Source organism: Mucilaginibacter sp. HD30 (genome assembly GCF_054061755.1).
On record NZ_JBSSEO010000001.1, the window covers coordinates 1,785,234 to 1,811,158 of the forward strand.

Consider the following 25,925-nt stretch of genomic DNA (forward strand, 5'->3'; position numbering starts at 1 on the left):
TATGTTTAAGTAGTTTGAATTATTGGTGTGGTTTCCATCCGCTGCGGCTGCGGTTGAATGTCGTCGCGCACTACGGGTCCTCTGGCCGCAAGTTCGCTGCCTTCTTTTTTTGATTTTAAAATGGGCCATAACAATTGTGCATACCACTCGTCACCTTCATAGTGAGAGATACCATAGGCTTTGGGAAACTGCCGTGTAATATGTGCGGTGCCAAAGATCACATCCCATATAAAAAACATGTTGCCGAAATTGCCTTTGTAATAACCTATGCCATCATCGGTTGATGCAGCATGGTGGGCGTGATGAGTTGCCGGTGTTGAAATAACCCGCTCGATGACCCAGGCTACCGGATGTAAAAATTTATACCTGTAAAAAGGCTTATCCCAGGGAATGCTGGAGTGGGCAAAAAGTGTGATCAGGGTTTTGATCGCGCGAACAAAGATCGCGGGAAATCCCAGACCCAGGTAAACCAGTATGGCCGTTAGATAGATCTGCGAGAAAAATACGGTATAGATGATGTTCTGCCTGCTGGCCATAGCCATCCCCATGTAGGACGCGGAATGATGCGTACGGTGAAAGCGCCACAGCCAGGGTATCTGATGGTGCAGGCGATGGTACCAGTACTGCGTCAGATCATCGGCAACCGCTATGATCAGAAAGCCCCAAACAAAAGGCACCCATGCGAATATATCCTTGAACTGCGGGATGATAAGCGGCAGAAACTTTAGGCCGAATAAGGCCACCAGCGGCCCTATTATAATCGGGCCCAATATGAAACTGAAAATATCCAGTAAGCGTTCATTCTTCGACCAGCGCTTTTCATAGAGCCCTAAAGAAAATTCAAATATTCCCAGGATTAGTATGATGCCAGGGAACCCCCAGCTATTAAAAAACTGAAAGGCGGGTGTTATTAATTTTTCCATGATGTTTCTTACTTATGATAAATGCTAAAGCAATGTTTGAACAAGCCACAGTCCTGTTACAAGGATGATAAGCGGAACCAGCGTGATCACGATGCCCACGCCGATCTTTTTGGCTATCAAGGCAATATCTTGTGCTATGCTATTCGCTGCCATAACTGGGTTGTTTTTGATTAATGACTGATGTGACGGCTGCACGACGCTGTTCGCACGGCCTTTTGCCGGATATATAAAAAGACAGGAACATAAGCAAAACGGGCAGCGCGTAAATAAACAGGCTTAAGGTGACGTTCCTGATGATCTGCCTGCGGGTTTGTTGATCTATTTTCATACGATTATCTTGGATAGCCGGGATTTTGAGGTAAACCCTCCGGATTTAAACTGATCTCACTCTGCGGTATAGGAAACAGGTTATTCTTTTCTGCTACCGATGTTTTGGTAGCCACCTTGCTTACTTCCGCCACCAAACGGCCGGTACGCACCAGGTCAAACCATCTTTGCGCTTCTTGTACAAATTCCAAACGTCTTTCCAGGTATACGGCTGCTTTAAATGAGCCGTAATCTAACCCCGTCAGATCAACGCTCGCATCGGGTGTATTAATGGGTTTGCCAAAGGCACGCCTCCTTACCTTGTTGATGGCTGCATAGGCCTCGCTTGAAGGGGCGTTGTCTTTTTCGTTGAGCGCTTCCGCGTAGATTAGCAATACATCAGAAAAGCGTAAAATCGGGAAGTTGATACTTGCCAGGTTGGGTGTGGCCAACAGCGCATCATCCACGTACTTATTGAAGTAGCCGGGGGCGGTATAGTTGTAAGTTACTCCGTTGTATACTTTTGACGTGTAAAAAGTGGCATCCCTGCGGGTGTCACCCGGTTGATACAGGGCGTATAGCTGACCGTCCGCGGGTACATCCGCCCGGTTACCTGTCGGAGAGGGGAATGATGTAATGAAGTAGATAGATGATGATATACCTGCGCCACCATTAGCTTCATACTGCGCAGCAAAAATACTTTCGACAGTATTTTTTCTGGCGGCTTTAAAGTTGTCTGCAAAGTTTGGAAACAGGTCATAACCATAAGGGCCGTTGATCACCTCTGCAGCTTTGCTTGCCGCTTTGGCCCAGTCTTTACGGGTAAGGTATACTTTAGCCAATAAAGACTTTGCTGCTCCGCCGGTTGCTCTGCCGATATTTGCACCGGTAGCCTGCGGCAGGGTTTCCGCATCCTCCAGATCCTTTATAACTTGTGCATACACCTCGTCCACGCTTGCCCTGTTTTTCTTGAGAGAGCCCAGATCAACCGATGTTGCATCATGCAGAACGAGTGGAACGCCACCAAATAAGCGCACGATGTTAAAATAGAACAAGGCGCGTAAAAATTTCGCTTCTCTTATCAGGTTGTTCTTAGAGGTCTGGTCGAAATTTATTTCGGCTATCCTATCGATAGCAACATTCGCACGGTTAATGCCAACATAGTGCTGGCGCCAAATGGCAGCAACGCGATCGTTATTGGCATCATAAGTTATCTTACTTAGCGACTGCACGTTAGGATTAATGGCTGACACGCCTGCCGACAGGTCATCCGTTGTCATGTCCACCAAAAAGTTCAAATTTCTGCCATAGATGGACTGATCACCAGGATCCAAAATCATCGTATTGTATATGGCGTTTACGCCGGCCGTCGCATCGGCTTCCGTTTTGTAGGACTGTTCTTTTGTGATTAAAGATTGAGGCTTTTCTATGAGTTTATTGCACGACGTAACGATCAATGCTAAGCCCAATAATGCTGTTGTTTTTTTCATGATATGAGATTATAAGGTGATGTTAAGTCCGGCTAAGAAAGTTCTCGAATTCGGATATGCACCAAAATCAATTCCTTGCAGGGTGTTGTTTTGCTCAAAGCTGCTTACCTCGGGATCGTAACCTTTATATTTTGTCCAGGTATGAAGGTTTTGAGCGGATACGTAAACGCGTAACTGCTTAACATGCAACTTGGCTAGCAGGTCCGCTTTAAATGAATACCCAAACGTTACGGTTTTCAGCCGCAGGAACGATCCATCCTCAATAAACCTGTTAGACATTTGCGCCACCGGCTGGTTGGTAGCGCGTGGAACCGAGTTGCTTGGGTTAGTGGTTGTCCAGCGGTCCAGCAGGTCGGTAGTGGTGTTTAATACCAGGCTTGTGATGTCCAGCTGCTGCCTTAACGCACTGTAGATTTTGCCACCATATGACCCTTGCAGGAATACAGAAAGATCAAAGTTTTTATAAGCAAACGTATTGTTTATACTTCCGATGAATTTGGGCTGTGCAGTACCCAGGTTCACCCTGTCTGCTGAATTGATAACGCCATCCGGCACTACGTCAACATATTTCTGATCACCTGGCCTTGTATTCGCTTTGGAGTCTAAGGTAGCCGAGTTAGTGATTTCTGACTGCGATTGGAAAATGCCGTTGGTCTGGTAACCCCAGAAAGTACCCAATGGCTGTCCAACCACTACATTAACAGGCTGTAACAAACCTAGTGCTGTTGAAGCAACATTTGGGAAATAGGATGTGCGATTATTACCGAGGCTGAGTACCTTATTGACATTTTTGGCGTAGATCACTGATGTTTTCCAGGAGAAGGATTCGCTTTTGATATTATCGGTGTTAACAGCTATTTCTATACCTTTATTTTCTACGCTGCCAATGTTTTGCAGGGAAGTAGAAAAACCCGATGAAGTAGGTATCGGCACACTCAGAAGCAGGTCGTTTGTCCTTTTGTAATAAGCGTCAAATACTAAAGTAATTCGGTTATCCAACAAACCAAGGTCTACACCGGCATTGTATTGTGCAGTTTTCTCCCATTTCAGGTCCTGATTAGATAGGCGGCTTGCGGCAAAACCGGTAACCTGTGTGCGGTTAAAAAAGTAACTCACCGGGCTAAGCGTAGCCATAGATTGGTATTGGCCAATTTCCTGGTTACCGGTCACACCCGCGCTTAATCTCAGTTTTAAGTTATTGATCGTTTTGTTGTCTTTAAGAAAATCCTCATCGCTTGCGTTCCATGAGAAACCTGCTGATGGGAAATAACCCCATTTATTACCGTCGCCGAATCTTGATGACCCATCTGCCCGTAGAGAAACGGTAAGATTATATTTTTGATCGTAAGAGTAATTTACACGCGCCAGGTAGGAATTTAGCGCCCAGCTATACGCATCAGATGTAGGTGCGACTACTGTTGTGCCACCCGCTAAGTTGTTGAAGGTTGTAGCATCGGAAACAAAGTTTTTTGACCCGGATGTGGCGGCCTGACCGTATGCATATTGCGTTGTATATCCAACTAAAGCAGACAGTGCATGCTTGTCAAATGTTTTACTGTAATTGAGCGTGTTCTCGTTCAACCAGGAATTTACTTCACGGGTGCCGATAACGGCATAGCCCTTATCAACATAACCATTGGTGCTGTTGGATGGTGCATAATAATTTTGCCTGGTGTTCAACAAATCTGCACCGATGCTGACTTTAGCAGTTAGCCCGGGTAGGATTTTATATTCTCCAAAAAAATTACCTAATGTACGCGTAACGTTAGTTTGGTTTGTAACCACATACAGATCCTGAATAGGATTAGCCACTATCCCTGTTGCATAGGGGTTGACCAAATTATAAGACCCATCTGCATTTTTAATAGGTATGGTTGGCCCGGTGCCTACTACTGCTGCAACGCTCGTGGTAAGGCCAAAATTATTACTGCCGGTACTGCCTGTTGCCCCTTTATTCACCGAGCGGCTACCAGTTACATTGATGCCGATTTTAAACTTAGTAGAAAAATCACGCTCATAATTGAAACGGCCGGCATAGCGGGTAAAATTAGTGTTCACTAGAATGCCGTCCTGGTTCAGGTAGTTGCCGGATATGGCGTATCTTGACTTTTCATCGCCGCCGGAGAATGATAACTCGTGATTCTGTATAGGCGCATTCTTGAATGCAGCCGCCTGCCAGTTATTCCCTTCCCCAAAACCATCGATTTGTGCTTGCGTGAACTGTAGCGGATTACTTATGTTGGGTGCCAGGGTGGCGATGATGTCGTTTCTAAACAGCGCCCATTCCCTTCCGTTTAAAAGCGATAATGATTTTGATAACTTCTGGACGCCCGTGTAAACGTAATAGTTGACATTGTTAGCGCCTCTTTTACCTTTTTTGGTAGTGACCAATACAACGCCATTAGCCCCGCGTGAACCATAAATAGCGGTTGCTGACGCATCCTTTAAAATATCTATGGATTCGATATCACTTGGATTGATAGTAGACAGCGCGTTTAAGCCTGCACCTGATCCAGCCACACCGGTTGCTGACGTGGATGAATTATCGTTATAAACCGGGAAGCCATCGATGACATAGAGGGGTTCATTACCACCTGTTACGGAGTTGCCGCCACGAATGCGTATGCTTGAACTTGCACCAGGCGCGCCTGAACTTTGCGTTACATTGACCCCCGCTACAGCTCCTCTTAATAGGTTATCCGCCGATGACGTGGGTTGATTAAGCCTGTCAGCCGGAACGCTTGAAACCGATCCGGTCAGGTCTTTACGACGTTGCGTACCATAGCCGACCACCACCACATCACTTAACTGGTTCGCCAAAGGTACCAATGCGATAACAATGGGACTGCCACTCACAACTACTTCCTGCGGCTCATATCCAACATAACTTATAACGAGGGTATAAGGAAAGCTCTGACCGGTTACAAACTGGAATTTCCCGTTGATATCCGTTGTAGTTGCGTGCGTTAAGCCTTTAATGCGTAACGAGGCGCCAACTAATCCTTCTTTAGTTTTGGCATCAATGATCTGCCCATCGAGGGTTGAATTGATTAAAAGGCGTCCCTGCGAAAAAGACAGGATAGGAACAAAAGAGAAAACTGCTATTAGCAGATAAAAATTTATGGTATAATAGGAGGCCCTGGTCCATGCCGATTTGGCTCCTGAACTATTTTGCATATATTCGTTAGATTAAAATTTATGGATTGGAGCAGGCCCAACGACCAATTGAACACCTGCTTCACTATGTTTTAATTAAAGGGGGTACTCTGAGTATCCCCTTTTATCTATCAATGTAATTTTCTTTTCATACTTTTTTATTTGTTATTTAATAATTAGGGGTAAGCTTTTACCTGATCTAACGCTACTAATAATGCATACTGTTTGCTGACCGCCCACTTTTTTTGCAATTAAATTCTCTTTAAATATCAGGAAACGCACCTTTTCGGTAGCGGTTAATTCGAATTGTGGAAATCAACAACAACAACTATCACTAAGTAGGAAATCCTTAGTGTTATGCAGAGACAAGCGGCTCAATGATGAATCCATTTTTAAACAAGATGATAGTTTCTGATGCAAAAGTATTACTAAAAATGAATAATTCAAATTAAATCTATAGATTAAGTAGTATTTTTATTTAACATGCTTTTTCACTATTTTATCTTTGTAATAATTGTACGATAAAATTACATTTGTTAAGGGAAACGAACTTCTTTAAGCTGCACCAAATGACATATTAACCGGATCGTATGGGATCACTTAAAATTAGGTAAAACAAATGTTTTACCTATAGTCGAGTTCAAATATATACTAGGATAGCCCAAGGGATCGCGCGTTTTCAGGTATCGCTGCGAAGCTAATACCACACTCTCAGTTAAGCGGAAATCCGATCTAAGAATTTAAGTTTGGTCGAAGCAGCTATTTCTTGTGTCCCCTTTGCTTAATATTGAGACAACCTTAAACTGCACATCATCAATTATCCCCCAATTTGGCTTTATATAGATATCTGTCGTTCTGGTTGTGGGATCAAGATGATTTAGGGCAAATGCAACATCATCCTTGGAAAAACGACACTCATTTCTTGCTATACTACCAAAAGAATGGCGGGCACAATACATGGTTAATGAAGGAATACCTATTACTTCGCCAATCTCCTTCAATCCTTTATTCAATGCTTTATTGAAGTTTCCGGATTCTGCATATCTTTCTTTCAATCTATTAACATATTTTAAGAGTAACGGGGAAGCCTCGGGAATAAGCTTTACGCTTATAAAAGCACCGTCCTTTCTTCGACTCTTTGTTTTTGATCTATTATATTCTACCCTGTTTTTAACAATAGCAGATTGACTAAGATTATAAATATCCTTTGCGTTCATACCGCACATATAAAATGATAAAAGAAAGATTTCCTTTGCCAGCTCTGCACGTGAACCCGGAATACATTTAAATTCTCGGATTTTAATAATTTGCTCGATAGTTAACGCTCTTTTTGCAGTCATCGGAGCATCGATTACTTTATGCTTTTTAAAGGGATAGTGCTTGATCCTGATCAGGCCTCTATCATCGTCGTTATATCTATCCCTCGCCGCGTTAAAGAGCGTTCTCAGGTCACGCATATGATTGTGAAGTCCGGAATCAGAAAGCCCCTTGCTTAAATAATCGACATCATTACCAAATTGATTTTTACGTATAAACCGTCTCTCTTTTCGTAAGTACCTTTCATAGCTGGGCAACATCAAGGAATTTATTTGGTCGATCTCAATTTTTTGACTTTTAAAATAATCACAGAGACTATTAATAACTGTTAGTAATGGATGGGCCGTCCCTTTCCTACCCTGCTCAAGCAATTCACTTACATACTGTCTCCCAAAAGCTACGATATCAACAACAAAATTTTCATCGGTTTGGGTAAGACGATTTGCCAATTCCTTGGCATCAAAATGCACAAGTACGCTATCCAATTCTAGCAACTTCATCCGGTATTTAGCAATGTCCGTAGAAATCACCGAAAGCAAAAACTTGTCTTTGACAGTAAAGTCTTTTTTTAACTGCTTTTCACCAGCGAAATAATTGGTGTTAATGTAAGTTATTTTTCGATTATGAGTCAAACGGTACTTAATATTATAAGTACCGTCCTCCTTTTTGTGGTGTTTGAGAATCACTTCCTTGATTGTGGCCATAATGACGAAACCCGTTGTAAAACATTTGTAAAACATTTTCGTCAAGTTTGGCAGTTTTCGTGTTAAACACAACGCATCAGCTTTCAACTGACGAATTAGAATTTCATAGAAAAAACTGCCCTCAGGGCATAAAAAAGCCCTTTTACAGCTGTAAAAAGGCTTTTTAAAAGTGGGGTAAATGATGGGGCTCGAACCCACGACCCTCGGTACCACAAACCGATGCTCTAACCAACTGAGCTACATCTACCGTTTTGTTGGGAGTGCAAATGTAAAAAATTGAGCGTGAAAGTCAAGCTATTTTTTAAAATTACAAAAGTCTTACGCTAAATATTTAGAATGCGTCTAAATAAGCCGTAAATTTGTTACATGGCAGAACAACTGATTGAACTGAATGTAACCGGGATGCATTGCAATAACTGCGCCATGTCTATCCACAGGTTACTGGAAAAGAAGGGCTTGCAAGACATCTCAGTTGATTTTGCCGGCGAGGAGGTGAAATTTTCCAATAGCGCCACCCTACCCCTGCCTCAAATTATAAAAGACATAGAGGGACTCGGCTTCAAAGTAATTGACGACCCGGCAACGCATTCTCCCAAGTTTTACGAGCAGGTGGAGAACAAGTTTTTGTTTTGCGCCGCGTTTACCGCCCCTTTATTGCTGCACATGGTGCTGCCTTGGCACGTATTGCACTCGCCGTGGGTACAGCTGGCTTTGTGCCTGCCGGTTTTTATTGTTGGATGCCTGCATTTCGGTAAAAGCGCCTTTAACTCGGTAAAGGGCGGCGTACCCAATATGGATGTGCTGATCTTTATTGGTTCTACAGCTGCCTTTGTGTATAGCCTGGCGGGCACGTTTCAAAATTTGGATCCGCTATATATGTTTTATGAGACCTGCGCCACCATCATTACACTAGTGCTGTTGGGTAACGTTTTTGAGCAGCGATCGGTAAATCAAACCACATCAGCCGTTAAAGACCTGATGAAGATCCAGCAAACCACCGCAAACCGAATTATCAACGGCAGCGTAGAGGTGATCAGCGCTAAAGACGTCCGCCCTGGCGACACCTTGATAGTTAACCATGGCGACAAAGTGCCGGTGGATGGTGAGGTGTTATCCGGCGAGGCCTCCATTGATGAAAGTATGTTAACGGGTGAAAGTGTCCCGGTGGATATAGAAAAATATGGCAAGGTGATAGGCGGTACGGTGGTAGTTAAGGGTAATATCACTATGCTGGCTACTAAAGTGGGAGCAAATACCACCCTATCCCAAATCATTGAGCTGATGAAGAAAGCCCAGGCAGCCAAGCCGCCTGTGCAAAAGCTGGGTGATAAGGTAGCGGCTATATTTGTTCCAGCGGTTATATTGATCTCGGTGATTACGTTCCTACTCACCTACTTTGTTCGGGACCTGAGTCTGCAGACCTCCCTAATGAATGCGATAGCTGTTTTGGTGATATCCTGCCCGTGCGCCATGGGATTGGCCACACCTACCGCCGTTATGGTGGGTTTGGGCAGGGCTGCCAAGAGCGGCATCCTAATTAAAGGTGGCGACACAGTCGAAGCCGTTACTGATGCCAAATATGTAGTGTTTGACAAGACTGGAACCCTTACCACAGGCAAGTTCAGCATACAGGATATAAAACTGACCGATGGAGCGGGCATTGAAGAGGTGCGCGGTATTATTACGGCTATTGAGGAACGGTCTAATCACCCCATAGCGGTATCGTTGGTTCAGCAATTGAAAAGCCTGCCTCAAACCAAAACCATACTCCGTATTGCCACTGAGGAAAAAGGATTAGGTATGCGTGCCGAAGATGTGCAGGGCAACACCTACTTTTTAGGAGCAGGCAAGGTTGCTGATACGGATTACAATTTGTCGCTCTACAAAAACCAGGTGTTGCTGGCACAGATAGCAATTGATGATACCATAAAACCGGAGGCTGCCATGTTAATTACGCAGTTGAAGTCCATGGGCGTCAAGCCCGTCCTACTAAGCGGCGACAAAAGGAATCGTTGCCTTAAAGTGGCTTCAGCATTGGGCATTGATGACGTGCATGGAGAAAAGCTACCTGATGAAAAACTAAGCATCATTGACGTTTACAAAAAGAAGGGTAAAACTTTAATGATAGGCGACGGCATAAACGACGCCCCTGCCTTAACCCGTGCCGATGTGGGGATATCTATGAACGGTGCCAGCCAGATAGCCATACAATCGGCCAGGGTGGTGTTATTAAATAACGATTTGAGCACCGTAGTTAAGTTTCTACAGATTAGCAGGCATACACTACTCACCATAAAGCAAAACCTGTTTTGGGCATTTGCTTACAACATTATAGCTATACCTGTAGCTGCCTTAGGTTTTTTAAACCCGATGATGGGTGCGTTCACCATGGCTTTTTCTGATGTGGTGGTGATAGGGAATTCTTTGCGGTTGAAAAGAAAGAAGATCAATTAGATAGTAGTTAATGGTTCGTCGGTCATAGAATCCTGTATAAATTCCTAATTTTACCCGGCGGTTGATGTAACGCTATGATCTATTAACTATCAACCATGAACTAACCAATGATTGAAATATTTACAGACGGCGCATCAAGCGGCAACCCGGGTCCTGGTGGGTATGGGGTGATATTGCGTGCTGGAAAACATTATAAAGAACTTTCAGAAGGTTTCCGTAAAACCACAAATAACCGCATGGAGTTGCTGGCTGTTATCAAGGGACTGGAAGCATTAACCAAACCCAATCAGGATGTTCTGATAAGCTCCGACTCTAAATATGTTATTGATGCCATTGAAAAGCGGTGGGTATACGGTTGGCTGCAAAAAGGCTTTAAAGACAAAAAGAATAAGGACCTTTGGCTACGCTATCTGGAAATAAGCAAACTGCACAACGTAAAGTTTAACTGGGTACGCGGCCACAACGGCCACCCCGAAAATGAGCGGTGCGACCAATTGGCCGTTGCGGCTGCTAAACAAAAGGAATTACTGATAGATTCTGTTTTTGAGGTGGAAGCGAGCAAAGGTGGTTTGCTGTAATTACCAACCTCATCACTAATCTACTGAATAACCACGTCGCCGTTAAAGTTCTTTTTGGTTTGCTGCGGTGAGAAAAACGACATCAATTCTTCAGCCTTGTTAACCATATTTTCAGATCCGATAAATATAGCAGAGCGTTGGTGAAGGGTGTTTACATCGAGATCTAAAATTCGCTGATAGCCGTTGCTTGCCTTTCCCCCCGCCTGTTCAATTATAAACGCCATTGGGTTACATTCATACACCAAACGTAATTTGCCGTTTGGAGCACTTGCCGTTGCAGGATATATAAATATGCCTCCTAAAATAAGATTTCGGTGCAGGTCAGCCACCATTGAGCCGATATAGCGCGAAGTGTACGGACGGCCTGTGCCCTTATCTTCCACCTGACAGTATTTAATGTACTTTTTAACGCCATCGGGGAAGTGCGTATAATGCCCCTCGTTAATTGAATAGATATGGCCGTCTACAGGGATCCGCATATCAGGATGTGATAGGCAGAATTCGCCAATTGAAGGATCAAGCGTAAAACCATTTACTCCCTTACCTGTGGTATAAACCAACATGGTAGACGATCCATAAGTAATATAACCCGCTGCAACCTGTTTGACGCCTTTTTGTAAAATATCTTCCATGGTTGGCTTACCACTTATCGAGTTGCGGCGGTAAATAGAAAATATAGTACCCACGTTAACATTCACATCAATATTAGAGGAGCCATCAAGCGGGTCAATAGCAACTATATACTTAGCGTTTTTAGAAACCTCACCCTCAATGTGTATATATTCGTCGTTTTCTTCGGAAACCACTATGCAGCATTCGCCCCCGTAAGTTAGTGCAGAGATAAACTGCTCGTTAGCGTACACGTCTAACTTTTTTTGATGCTCGCCTTGAATATTATCTGTGCCGGCTTCGCCTATGATGTCAACTAAGCCTGCTTTGTTCACTTCGCGGTTAACCAGTTTGGCTGCTATGCCAATGTCGCGCAACAATCGCGAAAGCTCCCCTTTTGCGTATGGAAAATCAGTTTGTTTTTCAATAATAAATTGTCCGAGGGTCTTTGTTACTTTCATAGGCGTATTTGTATTTTACACGTTATTTTTAAGTTCTATCACTTCCATATCTTTTACTTTACCCTCTGCTATGGAAAAACGCATTAGTGTACGCGTTTTATGCCATCCCTGCTTCCCTGCGGCTCCCGGATTTAAATGTAAGCAATTTATTTTTCTATCGAAAATCACTTTTAAAATATGTGAGTGGCCGCTTATAAATAATCCCGGAGGGTTATTATAGATCTCTTTCTTAACCTGGGCACTATACCTATCCGGGTAACCGCCAATATGCGTCATCCACACATCCAGTCCTTCACAATTAAACCTCAAATTCTCCGGAAAAGTTTGCCTCAATTCTTTTCCATCTATATTGCCATACACCCCGCGTAATGGTTTAAAGGCAGCTAAAGCATCTGCAAGCTCAATGGTGCCAAAATCGCCAGCGTGCCAGATCTCATCACAAAGTTCAAAATGCTTAAATACACGCTCGTCTAAAAAACCATGCGTGTCCGAGATGAGGCCAATACGAACCATTCTTGAATTTAAAATATTGTAAAAAACTCTTTGAGTGTATTTTTATACTGTTGCGTATATACCCCCTCCGATTCATAAATCACAAACTGCTCCTCCTTTATATTGCACAGCACACGACTAAGTACAATTATCTTGCGGTGGGGCTCTTTAGCAGCGAATGACCTTACATAGATAACTTTATTGAGATGTAGGCCCACGCTTGCAGCTATCACTTTTACAAGTTCTGCCGTTTGCAAAGGCAAAATCAACCAACAAGAGCCTTGCGCTGAAAGAAGTTTTGAAACCACGTTAAGCATATCCTCAAAAAAGAGGTGATCTGTATGTTTTGCTAATTGCTTTTTCTCTGTTGGAGAAAGCAGGGAATTAATATAAAATGGTGGATTAGAAACTATCAGATCGTATTGCCTGGAAGGATGTCTCTCAAAAAAATCCTTAAAGCTAAGTGTGTAAATATTCAACCAGTTTGCGAATGGCGAGTTCTGAAAATTCCTTTGAGCAGTGTCCGCTGCCGACTCATCAATTTCAACTGCATCAATTTTGGCGTTACCAAACCTTTGCGCCAACATTAGGGCTATAACACCGGTACCGGTTCCTATATCTAAAATGAAAGAGGGATTGCTTTCAGCCAATGCACCAAGCAATACGCCATCGGTATTGATCTTCATGGCGCAGTTGCTTTGATCAACGCTAAACTGCTTAAATTGAAACATTAGCTTAAAGTAAGGAAAATATGATATGCCAACAAGCTATTTACTAAATAGCAGGGCGCCGTTGCAACCGCCAAAGCCCGACGCGGTTTTTAAAAATGTTTTTAATGGCGACACTGTCAATCTGGTGGATATATTTAAGGCACTGGTTACCCCCAAAATTTTGAAGCCCGGCGTAGGCAGTATTATGCCCTCTTTAAGCGACTGCAAAGACACCACCGACTCAATGAGTCCTGCGGCACCTAAAGTATGGCCATAAAACCCCTTAAGGCTATTTGTAGAAACATTGCTTAATCCGGCTAATGCCAAAGCTTTGGCTTCCATCTCATCGTTGTACATAGTGGCGGTTCCGTGTGCCGATACAAGATCAATGTCCTGAGCTGTTAAGCCTGCATCATCAAGTGATTGTTCAATTGCCTGGCAAAGTTCTTCGCCAGTGCGGGATGGCGCAGAAATGTGATTAGCATCATTACTTATGGCTCCTGATAAAACCTTTGCCCGTTGGTCATATTTCGTATCAGACGTTAAGATTAGGGTTGCTGCACCCTCGCCCAAAGTAATTCCGGTTCTGTTGGCATCAAATGGTTTGCAAGGCTCGTTGCTTACTGCCTGGAACGATTGAAAGCCCGATAATACAAATTTAGTTATCACATCTGCACCAACAACTACGGCGTTATCATACGCTCCGGTTTGTAACAAACGTAATCCGGTTAAAATCGCCATTACACCGGATATACAGGCATTTGATACAATTATCGGTTGGTGGATAAAACCAAAATAGTCTGCAATCAGTTTAGCAGAAGTGTGCAAAGCTATTCGCGTTTTTAAATCCGGCCGATCAGGTTCTGTCTCCAGTAAACTTATATTGCCTTTGGTCGATGAAACGATAAGAATAGTTCGGTCATCTTTAGGATCAATGTCACAACCGCTTAAAGCTTGTTCTATCGAAGCAATAAGAAGTTTTTCGAATTTGGTATAAGTAAAATTGTCCTGAAAATCATTTTCACCAAGTAATGACGCAAAAAAAGGAACCGAAGAGATGTCGGCATTATTGTGCTCCGCTATTCCCGAAATACCATTTTTAAGCAGCTCCATATTGCGGGCAGTGGTATTTCCTAAGGGCGATATAATATTATCCGCAGCTACGTAAACCTGTCGCATTACTGATTAATAAATATTTTCATTTCGCATTGCGCCAGCAGTTTGTCTTCGCGCCACACCTTGCCAGATACTATACCCGCATCAAAAACCTGTATCTCTATTTTTATCTCGGTTAGCAGCTCATCACCCACTTTAGGCAATTCAAAAATTTCTAAATTTTTAACCTGACCGATGTAGCCTGTTGAAACCGGTCGGTTCTCAATCCGCGCCATATTGCCCGATCCTGCAGCTGCAGTTTGAGCCATATTTTCCATCAATCCTGCTTCGCTAAACTCGCCGTTGATAACAAATACGTTATCTACCGGAACAACAAATTTAGTATGCGTGATATTATCATCAGAATAAATCAGTTCATCCACCATAACAAATGGTGGTTTTTGTGGAATCAATGATAATATATCCAACTCTTCCATTAGGTATACAAGCCTCCGTTAATTGATAAAACCTCGCCGGTTATGTATGATGCTTCCTTTGATGCTAAAAATCCAACGGCATGTGCTACGTCTTCAGGCAAGCCAAAGCGATTAACAGGGATATTTCGTCGCAGTTCCTTTTCGTCCAAACCATCCGTCATATCGGTTTTAATAAAACCAGGCGCTACCGCATTTACGGTAATACCACTGCGGCCAACTTCCTGCGCCAAAGCTTTGGTTGCTCCAATTACGCCAGCCTTAGCAGCCGAATAATTAGTTTGACCAGGTAACCCCTTTATACCTGATAACGATACTACGTTAATAATACGGCCGAAGCGGTTCAGCATCATCTCTTCCAAAACCAGGCGGGTAACATAGAAAAAGCTATCCAAACTTGTTTTAATAACATTGTCCCACTGTTCATCTTTCAGCCAAACCATCAAGCTGTCATCACGTATCCCGGCATTATTTACCAACACCTCAATATCGGCGCTTTCATTGGCGTTCATCCAGGTTTGCAACACCTCTTTAATTTGCTCCTTGTCGGCAACGTTAAAAGCAAGCAATTCGCCGTTGCCGCCGGCTTGTTTTATTTGGGCAAGGGTATTTTCAGCTTCGTTTACGTTACTTTTGAAATTCACCAATACGTAATAACCCATTGCAGCCATTTTTAAACAAATAGCTCGTCCTATGCCTCTTGAGCCGCCGGTAACTAATGCGCATTTCATATTGTTTGTGCTGCTAATGCCGTTGTACTTTGTAGGTATTGCTTAACCCGCTCCATGTCTTTATACTTTGGGGTATCCTCAATAAATTTAGGAAAAATTGCTCTTACATCGTTATATAACCGGCGCGTTACCGGCGCCATTTCGTCTTGGCATTGCAGGTAGTCAACAGCCTGCAAAATGCTCATTAACTGTATAGATAATACCGTAAAAGCATTATCTATCACCTTTGCTGTAATTAAAGCTGCATTGCAGCCCATGCTTACAATATCCTGATTATCATTGTTATTTGGAATACTATGCACGTACATAGGGAAAGACAATGTCTGATTTTCTGCAACGGTTGAGGTGGCGGTAAACTGCACACCCTGCATACCAAAATTGAAGCCTAAAACACCAAGATTTACAAAAGGTGGAAATTTTTGATTTAGCTTATCGTTCAGAATATAGTTTAGCTGGCGCTCCGATAGCATAGACAATTTTGTGATTGCTATCTTTAATTTATCCATCTCAAGTGACACATAATCACCATGGAAATTGCCGCCATGAAACACGTTGCCGTTATGATGATCAATAACCGGGTTATCATTAACAGAGTTCAGCTCATTCACCAAAACATGTTCGGCATTGCCAATCGTATCTAAAACCGGCCCCAAAATCTGTGTAACGCAACGCAGAGAGTAATACTCCTGCACTTTATCTTCAAAAACTTCCTGATCTATATTATCCGGACGATAAAGGTGGTCTGTACGGCTGCGGATCATCTTACTGCCTTGCAGGACATTGCGTAACGTTTCTGCCACTTTATTTTGACCCTCGTGATGCTTTACAATGTTCAGCTCGTGCGAATAATGGTCATCATAAGCTTTAACAACCTCGTTGGTCATAGCCGAGAACATCACCGACCAGGCCAATAGTTTCTGCGCCTGCGCAATATTTACCATACCTACCCCAGTCATGGCAGATGTGCCGTTTATAGTGGCCAATCCTTCGCGCACGCGGATGCTCAGTGGTTTTATGTTAAGTTTATTAAACACATCAGCAGTTGCTCGCAATTGGCCCTCGTACATAACCTCTCCCTCACCTATCAGCACTAAACCTAAGTGTGCCAGTTGAACAAGATCACCACTTGCGCCTACGCCCCCATGCTCAAAAACACAAGGTGATATATCATTATTTATTAACTGCTTTAGTAAATTGATAATATCAGGATGAACACCGGAGTAACCCTGAATAAGGCTGTTTAAACGGGCAATCATTAAAGCCTTAGTAAAAACAGGCGACAAAAGCGCACCGCTGCCCGAACTGTGGCTGCGGATAAGGTTATATTGCAGCTGCAGTAAATTTTCTTCGCTGACTTTATATTGAGCCATTGGCCCAAAGCCGGTATTAATGCCGTATATTAATTTGTTAGATGAAAAACTTTGCAAAAAATCAAAGCTATCCTCCACATTTTTGATTGCCGCCGCGTCTAACTCAACATCCTGGTTATTAAATATTATCTCAGAAAAATCTTTTAGTGTGAGTTTGTTTTGTCCAATAAGTATCATGGGCAAATTGTAGTGTTGTTTTAAATTTAGTTGGTAAATGTATAAATATATGGTTGGTTAAAGGCTATTTATGCGCTTATTACAAACCAATGATGCAAAATATTAGGTAGTGCCCCGCCTATCTATAAACTTCACCGGCTTGCGAACAGATTCAGGAAATTGCATTTTTTGCATTTGTTCTACGCCAATATAATTTACATGCGGACTAACACGCAACCTTGCCTGCAAATAAGCACGGATGCGGTTGTCACATGCCTTGCTATCATCCATCGGAAGTAGGTATAGTAATACCTCGTCCATGCCAATATCATTTGAGTAAACTTCAACAACATAATCAAGTACCTCCTCCATTTCATTCAACAGATCAAACATAGCGGGGGGATACAAAGTTGTACCCTTAAACTTTATCATCTGCTTTTTACGACCGATGATTGACGAAAGGCGCATACTTGTTCGGCCACAACTGCAAGGGCTTTCATCGTACATGCAGATATCGCCGGTTTTATATCGTAGTAAAGGCATTCCCTCAACCCCTAATGTGGTAATGGTTACTTCGCCCGGCGTATGTGGCGGTACGGGTTGATTATTTTCGTCTAACAATTCAGCAATCAGCAGTTCCGGTTGTAAATGCCCCCCTCTACCCTGTCCGCATTCTGTAAAAGCGGTTTGCATTTCGGTTGATGCATAGGTAGAAAAAAGCTGAATATCCCAGCTGTCGGTTATTTTCTTACCTAATATATTCAGAGAATAATCGCTGTTGCGGATATTTTCGCCAATACAGATGGCTTTTTTTACCGAAGTGTTATTAAGATCGATGTGGTTGTCCTTCGCAAATTGTATCAGCTTTAAAATAAAAGATGGTACAGCAACTATGGCTGTCGGTTTCAAACGTTGTATGGTTTCCCACTGCAATGCGGGTACGCCGGGCCCTAGCCGGATAATACCTGCTCCTAACTTACGTAAACCAGAATAATAGGCTATACCAGCCATAAATTGCCTGTCGAGCGTAAGCATTAGTTGATAAATATCATCTGATGAACCGTCTGCACAAACGAATGAGTTATATTCATTCCAGGTCAACCTGCTCAAATCATTATCGGTAAGGGAAATGGTAACCGGGCTACCTAAAGTGCCGGATGTAGATGCATATTCAATGATCTGGTGCTTAGATACGCACAAAAAGTCGTCGTTGCGTTTTTGCAAATCCTCCTTATCCGTTGTTGGCAATTTTGTAAGATCTTCCAGCGTTTTTATGGTAGAAATATCTATACAATTGTTATTAAACAACTCGCGGTAAAACGGCGATCGCTCATTAATATAAACTAACAGTTGTTGTAGCTTTTGCTCTTGTTGTAGTTTTATAGTATCGGCTGTTAATTGTATGCTCATATTATTTCTGGAGGATAACAAATGCCAGAGGAATTGTTTTTATAGGTAAAACGGAAAAAGATAATTCGCGCTAATATATTTATAAAAGGAGGTTAAGCCAACATAGTAATATCAATATTATGATTGTTTCTTGCTATAACTTTTAAAAAAATCCCAAATGGTTTGACAGGCGTTTAAGTTGCGGGTTGTTTTACCAATGATGAATTCGGGAAAATACTGACGACCACCCGGCCAGGTGTGCCCACCGTTGCCAATGCTGTAGCTTATCACTTTTAATCCGGTAGTTTTGTTAACGTATTCTTGCTTAAAAACTTGTGTACCATCATGGCTACTATCCGAAATATCGGTTTTTACAGGTTCGGGGTTACAATCATCCATTTTAACCCATTTCTCAATAATATCCCTGTGTGAATACATTTTACGGCCGAACAGTTTACCGCCGTTGTAACTAATTATTGGATCTTTTGTGCCATGCATATATATAACCGGCAAAGCGCTTTTAACGTCATACCCTTCTCCAACATCTAACGTAGCAGCAACTACTGCTATCGCGGCAACACGGTTCGGAATTTCACAAGCTAATCGTGTGGTCATAAAGCCGCCGTTGGACACACCTGTAATGTAAACGCGCTCCGGGTCGGCATTATACTTTTCTATCATATAGTCTATCACCTGGCCAATAAATTTCACGTCATCAATTCCTTTGTTGTCTGCGCCGTCATGCCACATGCGTTTTGATGCTGGGCATACTACAATAAAATTTTCTTTGTCGGCAATAGGCCTAAAATCAGCAAGGCGAAACATTGACTTAGGTGTAGCAAAACCCCCATGCAGGGCTATTACAAGAGGCATTCGCTTATTAGAATTGTTTGCCGGAATGTAGGTTATTATTTTACGCTCCATCCCGTTAACCAAAATTTGTTCTGTGATTTGCTTAGCCCGGCTTTGAGCAAAAGTATTTGATGCCATAAGCAAAACTAACAAACCATAAAAAACTTTTTTACTATAATTCATATAGCGATGAACGATAATACGGCATCTACAGTTTTACAAAAACCGGCTAATAAAAAAGCCGACTGCAAAACAATCGGCTTTTCTGTATTAAAAGTGAAAAACTTATGCTGATAATAGCAGGTTGCTTATATAAGCTGAATCACTTACTGCTTTAATTATCTCATGGCCCGGCAAACCTTCTTCGTGGTCGCGGTGATTATGATTAAATACTACAACATTTTCTGTTGCAATAACAAAGGTTGACAATAGCGGTACATTCTGGTCTATACCTGCAAACCAGTTCCAGATCGGGTCAGTTTCAGAATAAACACCTACCTGTTCTGCAACATCGTTGTTTTGATCAAAATAGAAAGTTAAAGACAGGTTATTTTTGAATGCCAGGTCTTTTAACTCTTCGCTAAAAGCTTCGGCGCTGATTATTATTAGGCTGCCGCCGTTAGCCTTAACTTCATTATTTAAGCTGTTTAACTGTTTTAGGTAATTTAGTCCTTTAACGTTCCAATGTTTAGAATAAAAGCTAATAACAAGTGGCTGGCCGTACAATTGTTTTGTAGCAACAAATGTATCGTCTGCTGCACCGTTTAAAAAGCTTTGCCAGCGTGAATAAGCAAAATCAAACCCTATGCGAGGAACTGCATAACCGGTTTTAACAGGTTTTAGTGATTGATAATTTTTATAAGATAAATCCCTATCTATAGTTACTTCTGACAGATCAAATGTTGGATATTTTATTGCGGATGTAGTTGCCATTGTGTTTAGAAATAAATGTAAAAATTGATTGTTTTTGAGTTGCCCACTATCGGGCTTTACATGCCTACAACAATTACATAACCCATAAATCTCCCCATAAGCTTTAACAGCTTTGTATAACGACTTATGTGTTGAGTAATTCATCAATTTTTTACTTCCGTTTTAATAACAAAACAAATATACTACTAAATCCATATACTTTATATAATTTATTAAAAAAAATATTTTTATTACATTTATACACGGTTTAACCTAATATTAGCATGCATCAAATTATCCAAAGCAAACCCAATTATGGCATTGATGCGCCCGGCGTAATCCGTAATTTATTTATTGCGGGCATTGCGGCCGCCGCTTTAGCTGTTTTTATCCCTATTATAAAGATCGGATCTGTAACTATCATAACGAGTAGTTTTATATGGACAGCGCTGTGTTTTACCTTAGGCGGGATACTTATGCTGGCATATTCTTTATGGGGGAAGTATAAACATAGCGAGCGCATGCTTAATCTGGTAGTGTGGATGGGTGACGAAAATGTGCTGGATGTTGGAACCGGTAAGGGACTGTTGATGATTGGTGCCGCTAAAAGACTTACGACAGGTAAATCCACCGGCATTGATATTTGGAACGCGGAAGATCTTTCCGGTAATAATGCCTTGGCCGCTCTTAATAACGCTAACATTGAAGGTGTTGCTGATAAAGTTGAAGTATTAAATGAAAACGTAATGCAAATGGGGTTTGCCGATGACTCTTTTAATGTGATATTGAGCAACATGTGTCTGCATAACATCTATGACAAGGACGGTCGGTTAACTGCATGTCGGGAAATAAAACGAGTGCTTAAAAATGGCGGGTGCGCCATTATCGCAGATTTTAGACACATGAAGGAATATCAAAACAACTTTGACAAACTCGGCTTAAAGACTCAACACTTAGCCGCCAACTTTTTAACCACTTTTCCGGCAGTCGGTATTTTGATAGTAAAAAAGTAATTTGCGTTGATAACCTGCAATAGGCATATTTGCATGATAAGAGTTTAAAATGCAGATCAACGTACTTGCTTTCGGTATAGCAAAAGAAATATTTAACGGTTCTACAACAATTGCAGAGTTGCCAAACGACGCTAACGTCTCTAATCTGAGATATATTTTGGAGCAACGTTATCCCAGGCTAAAACAATTGTCTACATACATGATAGCCGTAAACAACGAATATGCATTGGACGGTGACACCATTCATGAACGTGACGAAATAGCCATCATCCCTCCTGTTAGCGGCGGTTAGATTGTAATTTTTAACAATGAATACAAATATAAAATTATCGCCATCGACGCTAAACGTACAGGAATGTGTGGGATGGGTTATGTCGCCTGAGTGTGGCGGTATTGACGTATTTATTGGAACAGTTCGTAATGCTACCAAGGGCAAGGCGGTAACCCGTCTTGAATTTGAAGCTTATGAAACTATGGCCTTGCGGCAAATAGAAAAAATTACTGCTCTGGTATTAAATAAATGGCCAGTGCAAAAAATATTGGTACATCATCGTACCGGCGTGTTGCAAATTGGTGAAATACCGGTTGTTATTGCCGTAGCCGCCGCACATCGCGCAGCCGCTTTTGATGCCTGTCGTTATATTATTGATACACTTAAAGAAACCGTCCCTATCTGGAAAAAAGAAGTTTTTGAGGATGGTGAGGTCTGGGTTGCAGCACATCCCTAAATAAGAATAACTTAATTTTAAATGATTAAGCGATCTGTTGGCCAGCCAGGGTACCGGAAAATCAACCTAATGTTTTGCAAACCACGCTTTTAAACCGCCTTCTAATGAATATACTTTTGCAGTTGGCCATTTTTGTTTGATAAGCTTTACTGTTTCAGTGCTACGCTTACCAGATGAGCAGTATAGCACTTTTACGCGCTCATTGGTTAAATAATCTGCATGATCATCTATTTCATCTGCTTCAAAATGTACACCGCCTATATTAACGGCGTCTCGCTCCTGATCCGTGCGTATGTCAACCAACTCCAGCGTGTCTTCGCCTAAGCCAGCCTTTGCTTCTGCTACGGACATTGTCGCAACAGACATGGTTTCGGCAAAACTCGTGATGTTAGTTTGTGTGCTATAGCCTATTTTAATGGTACGATTTTGTAAAGTGGCAGCATCAAAAACCAACATTTTACCCGCTAACAACTCACCTGTCTGCGTAATGTATTTAATAACTTCGTTAGCCTGTATGCATCCTATTATTCCAGCCAGCGTGGGGATAACCCCTCCATCGGTACAATTAGGTATTAAATTTGCGTTAACCTGCGGAAAAAGATCACGATAATTAGGAGATTGTGTACCGTCTTCGTTTCTCACGTTCCATACGGCTACCTGTCCCTCATATTGATAAATTGCGCCGTAAACAATGGGTTTACCGGCAATTACACAAGCATCATTAATCAAATACCGGCTCTCAAAGTTATCGGTGCCGTCTAATACAATATCATACCCATTTATTAAAGTCAACACATTGGCAGAAGTTACTTTCAAATCATGCCCAACGAGTTTGATAGCGGGATTTTGCTTTCTAAGACGATCTGCAGCAATGTCAACCTTTTTCTTACCAATATCTGCCGGGGTGTATAATATCTGCCTGTGCAAATTACTTGCCCCAACTACATCAAAATCCACAATGCCTAAAGTGCCTACACCTGCCGCTGCCAGGTATTGAGTAGCCGGGCAGCCCAGGCCTCCCGCTCCTATCACTAATACTTTTGCCTGTTGCAGTAGTTGTTGTCCAGAATAACCAAAGCCGGGTAACGCTATTTGGCAGCTGTATCTAAGCTGGTCGGCATTCATTGTATGAATGTGTTTTTAACAGTCAGTTGTTCTTTTATCTGCGCCAAATCTTCCGGCGTATTTACGTTAGTAAATGCCTTGCCATCAATGGCGTGAAGCAGCTTGATATCACTGTTGATTAATACCTTACGCGGGCAGGAATACCCCTGAGAAAGATAATTCAATAAACGAACATAAGCTTTAGGCTCCCATATAGTAATAAGCGGCTCGGGAAAACCTTCCTCTTCATTTTCATATGCAGTTGCTACAGCTGATACATCGCGGCTTTCAACAAGGTTTTGCAGGGTAAGTTTATTTAACAAAGGCAAATCGCAAGCGACTACCAGCCATGCGCTGTTTGGATCTTGTCTGAAAGCCGAAAGAATAGCTCCAAACGGCCCCAGCCCTGTAAAAGTGTCTTCTATGGTTTGGTATTGCGTATCAAATGTTGGGGTTTGTTCTGCGCGACAAGAGAGATATACATCGCTGCAAAAAGAACTTAATATATCTGCTATGTAATAACGTTGCTCTGTGCCATGCCAGTTTATTGCGCCTTTATCATGTCCCATTCTCAGGCTTTGTCCGCCGGCTAAAACCAAACCTTTTAAAGGAGGTTTGGCTAATCTCAACTTATCTTCAAAAAAAGCAATGATCTTTTCGGTTTCATTTAAACCGTATATCGGAATTTGTTGCCAGTTAGGCAACGCCTCTTTGACAAAGTGAAAAACATCGTCAGCACCTTCCGCTAATAAGATCAGCTGCACATTAGTAAGCTGATCTATCCGCTTTTGTAGTGAAGCTACTTTGTTTGGATATATAATAACTACCTGGGCCTTGGCCTGTTGGTGATTGCCGTTAACCAACACTACATCACCATCAGAAAATTGTTGTTTCAGTTCAGCTGGGGAAAGTGCATTGTTGTGATTGAACTGGTGATGATTTTGCTGATCAACGTACTCTAAATAGGCACCTGCGGCTAATCGTCCGGGTGGCGAAACCACTTCATCATTATGTGAAGCGTCCACATAAGCACATTTATATTTGGGCGATAATGCCTGTATCACGTCGTTAGCCAGGAGTTTAATATTAACACACGGCGCGCCCACAATAGCCCACTCATTCCTGGCGAAATTGCCGATTAAGGGTTTTGTGAGCGAGGCATGTTTTTTATGCTCTTTTAAAGTCATGCTTACCTCCGGTTTTTTCAATCAATTTTACTTCTTTTATAACAATGTCATGGCTTAGGGCTTTGCACATATCATAAATTGTAAGTGCAGCAACGCTTGCCCCTACCAAAGCCTCCATTTCTATCCCTGTTTTTGCTGATATGCTCGCGGTGCAATTTATCACCACATCCTGTTTATCATTTATACTGATATCTATGTTGCAATTATCCATTCCCAAGGGATGGCAAAGCGGTATTAGATCGCCGGTTCTTTTTGCCGCCATAATACCCGCTATAATGGCTGTTTGAAATACAGAGCCCTTTTTTGTTGTTAGGTCGCCATTGTTTAATTGGGTCAAAACCACTTCGGGTAAAAAAACCAAAGCTTGTGCAGTAGCAGTACGGTGTGTAACTGCTTTTGCAGAAACGTCAACCATTGTAGCTTTGCCGGTTTTATCTAAGTGAGTAAATTCGCTCATTATTGTAATTGGTTAAACACCCACACACGATAAACTTCGCCCTTTTTAAACTCAGTTTTATTCAAAGGAAGTTCCATAAACGCATCGGTATCTGCTAAATTAGCAAAATCGCCAGAACCATTACCCTCAATAGGTGTAGCAAGTAGTCTGCCTTCTTCCGTAAAAGACAGTTTTACCTGTAAAAAGTATTGCAAGGGCGGATGAAAAGTTATATCAGCATTTAAAACAGCATAAGTAGCCATTTTCGCTTCAGCACCCAACGTTTTACTAAGCCACGGCAGAAAATACCGTTGGGTACACATAAATGTAGCCACCGGGTTACCCGGGAAAGCGAATACTACAGGGCCATTCTCGTGCTTGCCGAACCAAACCGGTTTTCCGGGACGCTGCTGCACTTTGTGAAATATTTGTTCTACCTGCAGCTCTTTTAAAACTTGTGGGATATAATCAAATTTACCCATTGATATGCCCCCGCTTAAAAGTAGCACATCAAAATTAACAAGACATTGCTGCAATATAGACTTGATCGCCTCTGGCTCATCGGGAACATGAACCATGCCTGTGTCAATTCCGGCCTGCGCAAGCACAGCCTTAACCATGTAACTATTAGAGCCCCTTATTTGATAAGGTGTAGGCTTTGCCTCCGCCTCCACAATTTCATCGCCTGATGATATAATTACAACTCGCGGTTTACGCTTTACCCGCAATTCCGTTTCGCCAACCGAGGCCACCATACTGATAACAGCCGGTGTTATAATGCGACCGGGCGTTAATATTACATCGCCCTGCCGCCTATCTGCACCGCGAATATGAATATTCTGACCTTTTTTAATATCCTTTACTTGCAAGGTTGCTTTACCGTCGCTTATCTCCAGGTCCTCATATCTTATCACCGTATCAACCGATTCGGGTAAAGCAGCGCCTGTCATTATCTCAACACATTCACCTGTTTGCTCCACGTTCACCGGTGTATCCCCGGCAGCTTGTGTAGCTTTTATTACGAAAGTTCTTATTCCTTTTTCAAAGTCAGCATATCTCATGGCAATACCGTCCATACTCACACGGTCAAAAGGCGGCAGATCGCGGTCAGCTTTTATTGTTTCAGCCAGTACACGTTCTAACGACTCTTCAAACAAAATTATTTCAGCACCGTAATCACCGGCGTTGCTCAATATCAGTTCCTCGGCCTGTTCAACCGTTATCATTCTTATTTATTTGTTAGTTTTTGGTAGAAGTA

The 25,925-nt window shown here is 42.3% G+C and carries 25 protein-coding genes and 1 tRNA gene; 5 read left to right on the forward strand and 21 right to left on the reverse strand.

What is annotated here, in order from left to right:
- Positions 1 to 5: 5 nt before the first annotated feature.
- The 7 genes from ACVW2L_RS08635 to ACVW2L_RS08665 form a co-directional block, all read right to left on the reverse strand.
- Positions 6 to 923 carry a sterol desaturase family protein gene (locus ACVW2L_RS08635; RefSeq protein WP_457127562.1) on the reverse strand — a complete coding sequence of 306 codons (918 nt, stop codon included), beginning with the start codon at positions 921 to 923 and terminating at the stop codon, positions 6 to 8.
- A 24-nt stretch (positions 924 to 947) separates the two neighbouring features.
- The gene (locus ACVW2L_RS08640) at positions 948 to 1,076 is read right to left on the reverse strand and encodes a hypothetical protein (protein ID WP_457127563.1); all 129 of its coding nucleotides are present in this window, start codon (positions 1,074 to 1,076) and stop codon (positions 948 to 950) included.
- Positions 1,063 to 1,251, reverse strand: a complete 189-nt coding sequence (locus tag ACVW2L_RS08645) for a hypothetical protein (protein ID WP_457127564.1) — start codon at positions 1,249 to 1,251, stop codon at positions 1,063 to 1,065. Before ACVW2L_RS08645 ends, ACVW2L_RS08640 begins: the two co-directional genes overlap by 14 nt.
- 4 nt (positions 1,252 to 1,255) lie before the next feature.
- A complete protein-coding gene (locus ACVW2L_RS08650; RefSeq protein WP_457127565.1) occupies positions 1,256 to 2,719 on the reverse strand; it encodes a RagB/SusD family nutrient uptake outer membrane protein in 1,464 nt (487 codons plus the stop codon).
- Between the two features lie 9 nt (positions 2,720 to 2,728).
- Positions 2,729 to 5,896 (reverse strand): SusC/RagA family TonB-linked outer membrane protein, encoded by a 3,168-nt coding sequence (locus ACVW2L_RS08655; RefSeq protein ID WP_457127566.1) that lies wholly within the window; start codon positions 5,894 to 5,896, stop codon positions 2,729 to 2,731.
- A 719-nt stretch (positions 5,897 to 6,615) separates the two neighbouring features.
- The gene (locus ACVW2L_RS08660) at positions 6,616 to 7,896 is read right to left on the reverse strand and encodes a site-specific integrase (protein ID WP_457127567.1); all 1,281 of its coding nucleotides are present in this window, start codon (positions 7,894 to 7,896) and stop codon (positions 6,616 to 6,618) included.
- Between the two features lie 170 nt (positions 7,897 to 8,066).
- Positions 8,067 to 8,143, reverse strand: a tRNA-His gene (locus ACVW2L_RS08665).
- Positions 8,144 to 8,262: 119 nt separating this feature from the next.
- Here ACVW2L_RS08665 and ACVW2L_RS08670 point away from each other — a divergent pair.
- Both ACVW2L_RS08670 and rnhA read left to right on the forward strand, forming a co-directional pair.
- Positions 8,263 to 10,350, forward strand: a complete 2,088-nt coding sequence (locus ACVW2L_RS08670) for a heavy metal translocating P-type ATPase (protein ID WP_457127568.1) — start codon at positions 8,263 to 8,265, stop codon at positions 10,348 to 10,350.
- A gap of 107 nt (positions 10,351 to 10,457) precedes the next feature.
- Complete coding sequence (gene rnhA / locus ACVW2L_RS08675; RefSeq protein ID WP_457127569.1) at positions 10,458 to 10,928, forward strand: ribonuclease HI; 471 nt, start codon at positions 10,458 to 10,460, stop codon at positions 10,926 to 10,928.
- Positions 10,929 to 10,948: 20 nt separating this feature from the next.
- On the opposite strand, the gene fbp is transcribed toward rnhA, so the two are convergent.
- The 10 genes from fbp to ACVW2L_RS08725 all read right to left on the reverse strand — a co-directional run bounded on the left by fbp (position 10,949) and on the right by ACVW2L_RS08725 (position 20,220).
- Positions 10,949 to 11,998, reverse strand: coding sequence for a class 1 fructose-bisphosphatase (gene fbp / locus ACVW2L_RS08680; RefSeq protein ID WP_457127570.1), 1,050 nt, complete (start codon positions 11,996 to 11,998; stop codon positions 10,949 to 10,951).
- A gap of 15 nt (positions 11,999 to 12,013) precedes the next feature.
- Positions 12,014 to 12,511 carry a metallophosphoesterase family protein gene (locus tag ACVW2L_RS08685; protein WP_457127571.1) on the reverse strand — a complete coding sequence of 166 codons (498 nt, stop codon included), beginning with the start codon at positions 12,509 to 12,511 and terminating at the stop codon, positions 12,014 to 12,016.
- Positions 12,512 to 12,519: 8 nt separating this feature from the next.
- Positions 12,520 to 13,176: a tRNA1(Val) (adenine(37)-N6)-methyltransferase gene (locus ACVW2L_RS08690; protein WP_457127572.1), complete on the reverse strand. Its 657-nt coding sequence runs from the start codon at positions 13,174 to 13,176 to the stop codon at positions 12,520 to 12,522.
- Between the two features lie 81 nt (positions 13,177 to 13,257).
- Positions 13,258 to 14,379, reverse strand: a complete 1,122-nt coding sequence (locus tag ACVW2L_RS08695; RefSeq protein WP_457127573.1) for a beta-ketoacyl-[acyl-carrier-protein] synthase family protein — start codon at positions 14,377 to 14,379, stop codon at positions 13,258 to 13,260.
- Positions 14,379 to 14,792 carry a 3-hydroxyacyl-ACP dehydratase gene (locus ACVW2L_RS08700; RefSeq protein WP_457127574.1) on the reverse strand — a complete coding sequence of 138 codons (414 nt, stop codon included), beginning with the start codon at positions 14,790 to 14,792 and terminating at the stop codon, positions 14,379 to 14,381. The genes ACVW2L_RS08695 and ACVW2L_RS08700 overlap by 1 nt, the downstream gene beginning before the upstream one ends.
- Complete coding sequence (gene fabG, locus ACVW2L_RS08705) at positions 14,792 to 15,520, reverse strand: 3-oxoacyl-ACP reductase FabG (protein ID WP_457127575.1); 729 nt, start codon at positions 15,518 to 15,520, stop codon at positions 14,792 to 14,794. Before fabG ends, ACVW2L_RS08700 begins: the two co-directional genes overlap by 1 nt.
- On the reverse strand, positions 15,517 to 17,067 hold the full coding sequence (locus ACVW2L_RS08710) for an HAL/PAL/TAL family ammonia-lyase (RefSeq protein ID WP_457127576.1): 1,551 nt from the start codon (positions 17,065 to 17,067) through the stop codon (positions 15,517 to 15,519). The genes fabG and ACVW2L_RS08710 overlap by 4 nt, the downstream gene beginning before the upstream one ends.
- Positions 17,068 to 17,169: 102 nt before the next feature.
- Positions 17,170 to 18,456 carry a phenylacetate--CoA ligase family protein gene (locus ACVW2L_RS08715; RefSeq protein ID WP_457127577.1) on the reverse strand — a complete coding sequence of 429 codons (1,287 nt, stop codon included), beginning with the start codon at positions 18,454 to 18,456 and terminating at the stop codon, positions 17,170 to 17,172.
- 117 nt (positions 18,457 to 18,573) lie between these two features.
- Complete coding sequence (locus ACVW2L_RS08720; protein WP_457127578.1) at positions 18,574 to 19,425, reverse strand: alpha/beta hydrolase family esterase; 852 nt, start codon at positions 19,423 to 19,425, stop codon at positions 18,574 to 18,576.
- A gap of 147 nt (positions 19,426 to 19,572) precedes the next feature.
- A complete protein-coding gene (locus ACVW2L_RS08725; RefSeq protein ID WP_457127579.1) occupies positions 19,573 to 20,220 on the reverse strand; it encodes a redoxin domain-containing protein in 648 nt (215 codons plus the stop codon).
- Positions 20,221 to 20,483: 263 nt separating this feature from the next.
- Here ACVW2L_RS08725 and ACVW2L_RS08730 point away from each other — a divergent pair, with 263 nt between their 5' ends.
- The 3 genes from ACVW2L_RS08730 to ACVW2L_RS08740 are packed head-to-tail and all read left to right on the forward strand — an operon-like array spanning position 20,484 to position 21,940.
- Positions 20,484 to 21,212, forward strand: a complete 729-nt coding sequence (locus ACVW2L_RS08730) for a class I SAM-dependent methyltransferase (RefSeq protein WP_457127580.1) — start codon at positions 20,484 to 20,486, stop codon at positions 21,210 to 21,212.
- Between the two features lie 49 nt (positions 21,213 to 21,261).
- A complete protein-coding gene (locus tag ACVW2L_RS08735; RefSeq protein ID WP_457127581.1) occupies positions 21,262 to 21,504 on the forward strand; it encodes a MoaD/ThiS family protein in 243 nt (80 codons plus the stop codon).
- A 16-nt stretch (positions 21,505 to 21,520) separates the two neighbouring features.
- Positions 21,521 to 21,940, forward strand: a complete 420-nt coding sequence (locus tag ACVW2L_RS08740) for a molybdenum cofactor biosynthesis protein MoaE (RefSeq protein ID WP_457127582.1) — start codon at positions 21,521 to 21,523, stop codon at positions 21,938 to 21,940.
- 66 nt (positions 21,941 to 22,006) lie between these two features.
- Here ACVW2L_RS08740 and moeB read toward each other — a convergent pair whose 3' ends face one another.
- From moeB to ACVW2L_RS08760, 4 genes are read right to left on the reverse strand one after another with little or no spacing between them, the layout of a single operon-like run.
- The gene (gene moeB, locus ACVW2L_RS08745) at positions 22,007 to 23,065 is read right to left on the reverse strand and encodes a molybdopterin-synthase adenylyltransferase MoeB (protein WP_457127583.1); all 1,059 of its coding nucleotides are present in this window, start codon (positions 23,063 to 23,065) and stop codon (positions 22,007 to 22,009) included.
- Complete coding sequence (locus ACVW2L_RS08750) at positions 23,062 to 24,231, reverse strand: NTP transferase domain-containing protein (RefSeq protein WP_457127584.1); 1,170 nt, start codon at positions 24,229 to 24,231, stop codon at positions 23,062 to 23,064. Before ACVW2L_RS08750 ends, moeB begins: the two co-directional genes overlap by 4 nt.
- Positions 24,212 to 24,688: a cyclic pyranopterin monophosphate synthase MoaC gene (gene moaC / locus ACVW2L_RS08755; RefSeq protein WP_457127585.1), complete on the reverse strand. Its 477-nt coding sequence runs from the start codon at positions 24,686 to 24,688 to the stop codon at positions 24,212 to 24,214. The genes ACVW2L_RS08750 and moaC overlap by 20 nt, the downstream gene beginning before the upstream one ends.
- Positions 24,688 to 25,893 (reverse strand): molybdopterin molybdotransferase MoeA, encoded by a 1,206-nt coding sequence (locus tag ACVW2L_RS08760; protein WP_457127586.1) that lies wholly within the window; start codon positions 25,891 to 25,893, stop codon positions 24,688 to 24,690. The genes moaC and ACVW2L_RS08760 overlap by 1 nt, the downstream gene beginning before the upstream one ends.
- Between the last annotated feature and the right edge of the window lie 32 nt (positions 25,894 to 25,925).

What these genes read in the sequence shown, in the direction of transcription:
- ACVW2L_RS08635 (WP_457127562.1), bottom strand. Translation starts at nt 923, where the DNA reads ATGGAAAAATTAATAACACCCGCCTTTCAGTTTTTTAATAGCTGGGGG.
- ACVW2L_RS08640 (WP_457127563.1), bottom strand. Translation starts at nt 1,076, where the DNA reads ATGGCAGCGAATAGCATAGCACAAGATATTGCCTTGATAGCCAAAAAG.
- ACVW2L_RS08645 (WP_457127564.1), bottom strand. Translation starts at nt 1,251, where the DNA reads ATGAAAATAGATCAACAAACCCGCAGGCAGATCATCAGGAACGTCACC.
- ACVW2L_RS08650 (WP_457127565.1), bottom strand. Translation starts at nt 2,719, where the DNA reads ATGAAAAAAACAACAGCATTATTGGGCTTAGCATTGATCGTTACGTCG.
- ACVW2L_RS08655 (WP_457127566.1), bottom strand. Translation starts at nt 5,896, where the DNA reads ATGCAAAATAGTTCAGGAGCCAAATCGGCATGGACCAGGGCCTCCTAT.
- ACVW2L_RS08660 (WP_457127567.1), bottom strand. Translation starts at nt 7,896, where the DNA reads ATGGCCACAATCAAGGAAGTGATTCTCAAACACCACAAAAAGGAGGAC.
- ACVW2L_RS08670 (WP_457127568.1), top strand. Translation starts at nt 8,263, where the DNA reads ATGGCAGAACAACTGATTGAACTGAATGTAACCGGGATGCATTGCAAT.
- rnhA (WP_457127569.1), top strand. Translation starts at nt 10,458, where the DNA reads ATGATTGAAATATTTACAGACGGCGCATCAAGCGGCAACCCGGGTCCT.
- fbp (WP_457127570.1), bottom strand. Translation starts at nt 11,998, where the DNA reads ATGAAAGTAACAAAGACCCTCGGACAATTTATTATTGAAAAACAAACT.
- ACVW2L_RS08685 (WP_457127571.1), bottom strand. Translation starts at nt 12,511, where the DNA reads ATGGTTCGTATTGGCCTCATCTCGGACACGCATGGTTTTTTAGACGAG.
- ACVW2L_RS08690 (WP_457127572.1), bottom strand. Translation starts at nt 13,176, where the DNA reads ATGAAGATCAATACCGATGGCGTATTGCTTGGTGCATTGGCTGAAAGC.
- ACVW2L_RS08695 (WP_457127573.1), bottom strand. Translation starts at nt 14,379, where the DNA reads ATGCGACAGGTTTACGTAGCTGCGGATAATATTATATCGCCCTTAGGA.
- ACVW2L_RS08700 (WP_457127574.1), bottom strand. Translation starts at nt 14,792, where the DNA reads ATGGAAGAGTTGGATATATTATCATTGATTCCACAAAAACCACCATTT.
- fabG (WP_457127575.1), bottom strand. Translation starts at nt 15,520, where the DNA reads ATGAAATGCGCATTAGTTACCGGCGGCTCAAGAGGCATAGGACGAGCT.
- ACVW2L_RS08710 (WP_457127576.1), bottom strand. Translation starts at nt 17,067, where the DNA reads ATGATACTTATTGGACAAAACAAACTCACACTAAAAGATTTTTCTGAG.
- ACVW2L_RS08715 (WP_457127577.1), bottom strand. Translation starts at nt 18,456, where the DNA reads ATGAGCATACAATTAACAGCCGATACTATAAAACTACAACAAGAGCAA.
- ACVW2L_RS08720 (WP_457127578.1), bottom strand. Translation starts at nt 19,425, where the DNA reads ATGGCATCAAATACTTTTGCTCAAAGCCGGGCTAAGCAAATCACAGAA.
- ACVW2L_RS08725 (WP_457127579.1), bottom strand. Translation starts at nt 20,220, where the DNA reads ATGGCAACTACATCCGCAATAAAATATCCAACATTTGATCTGTCAGAA.
- ACVW2L_RS08730 (WP_457127580.1), top strand. Translation starts at nt 20,484, where the DNA reads ATGCATCAAATTATCCAAAGCAAACCCAATTATGGCATTGATGCGCCC.
- ACVW2L_RS08735 (WP_457127581.1), top strand. Translation starts at nt 21,262, where the DNA reads ATGCAGATCAACGTACTTGCTTTCGGTATAGCAAAAGAAATATTTAAC.
- ACVW2L_RS08740 (WP_457127582.1), top strand. Translation starts at nt 21,521, where the DNA reads ATGAATACAAATATAAAATTATCGCCATCGACGCTAAACGTACAGGAA.
- moeB (WP_457127583.1), bottom strand. Translation starts at nt 23,065, where the DNA reads ATGAATGCCGACCAGCTTAGATACAGCTGCCAAATAGCGTTACCCGGC.
- ACVW2L_RS08750 (WP_457127584.1), bottom strand. Translation starts at nt 24,231, where the DNA reads ATGACTTTAAAAGAGCATAAAAAACATGCCTCGCTCACAAAACCCTTA.
- moaC (WP_457127585.1), bottom strand. Translation starts at nt 24,688, where the DNA reads ATGAGCGAATTTACTCACTTAGATAAAACCGGCAAAGCTACAATGGTT.
- ACVW2L_RS08760 (WP_457127586.1), bottom strand. Translation starts at nt 25,893, where the DNA reads ATGATAACGGTTGAACAGGCCGAGGAACTGATATTGAGCAACGCCGGT.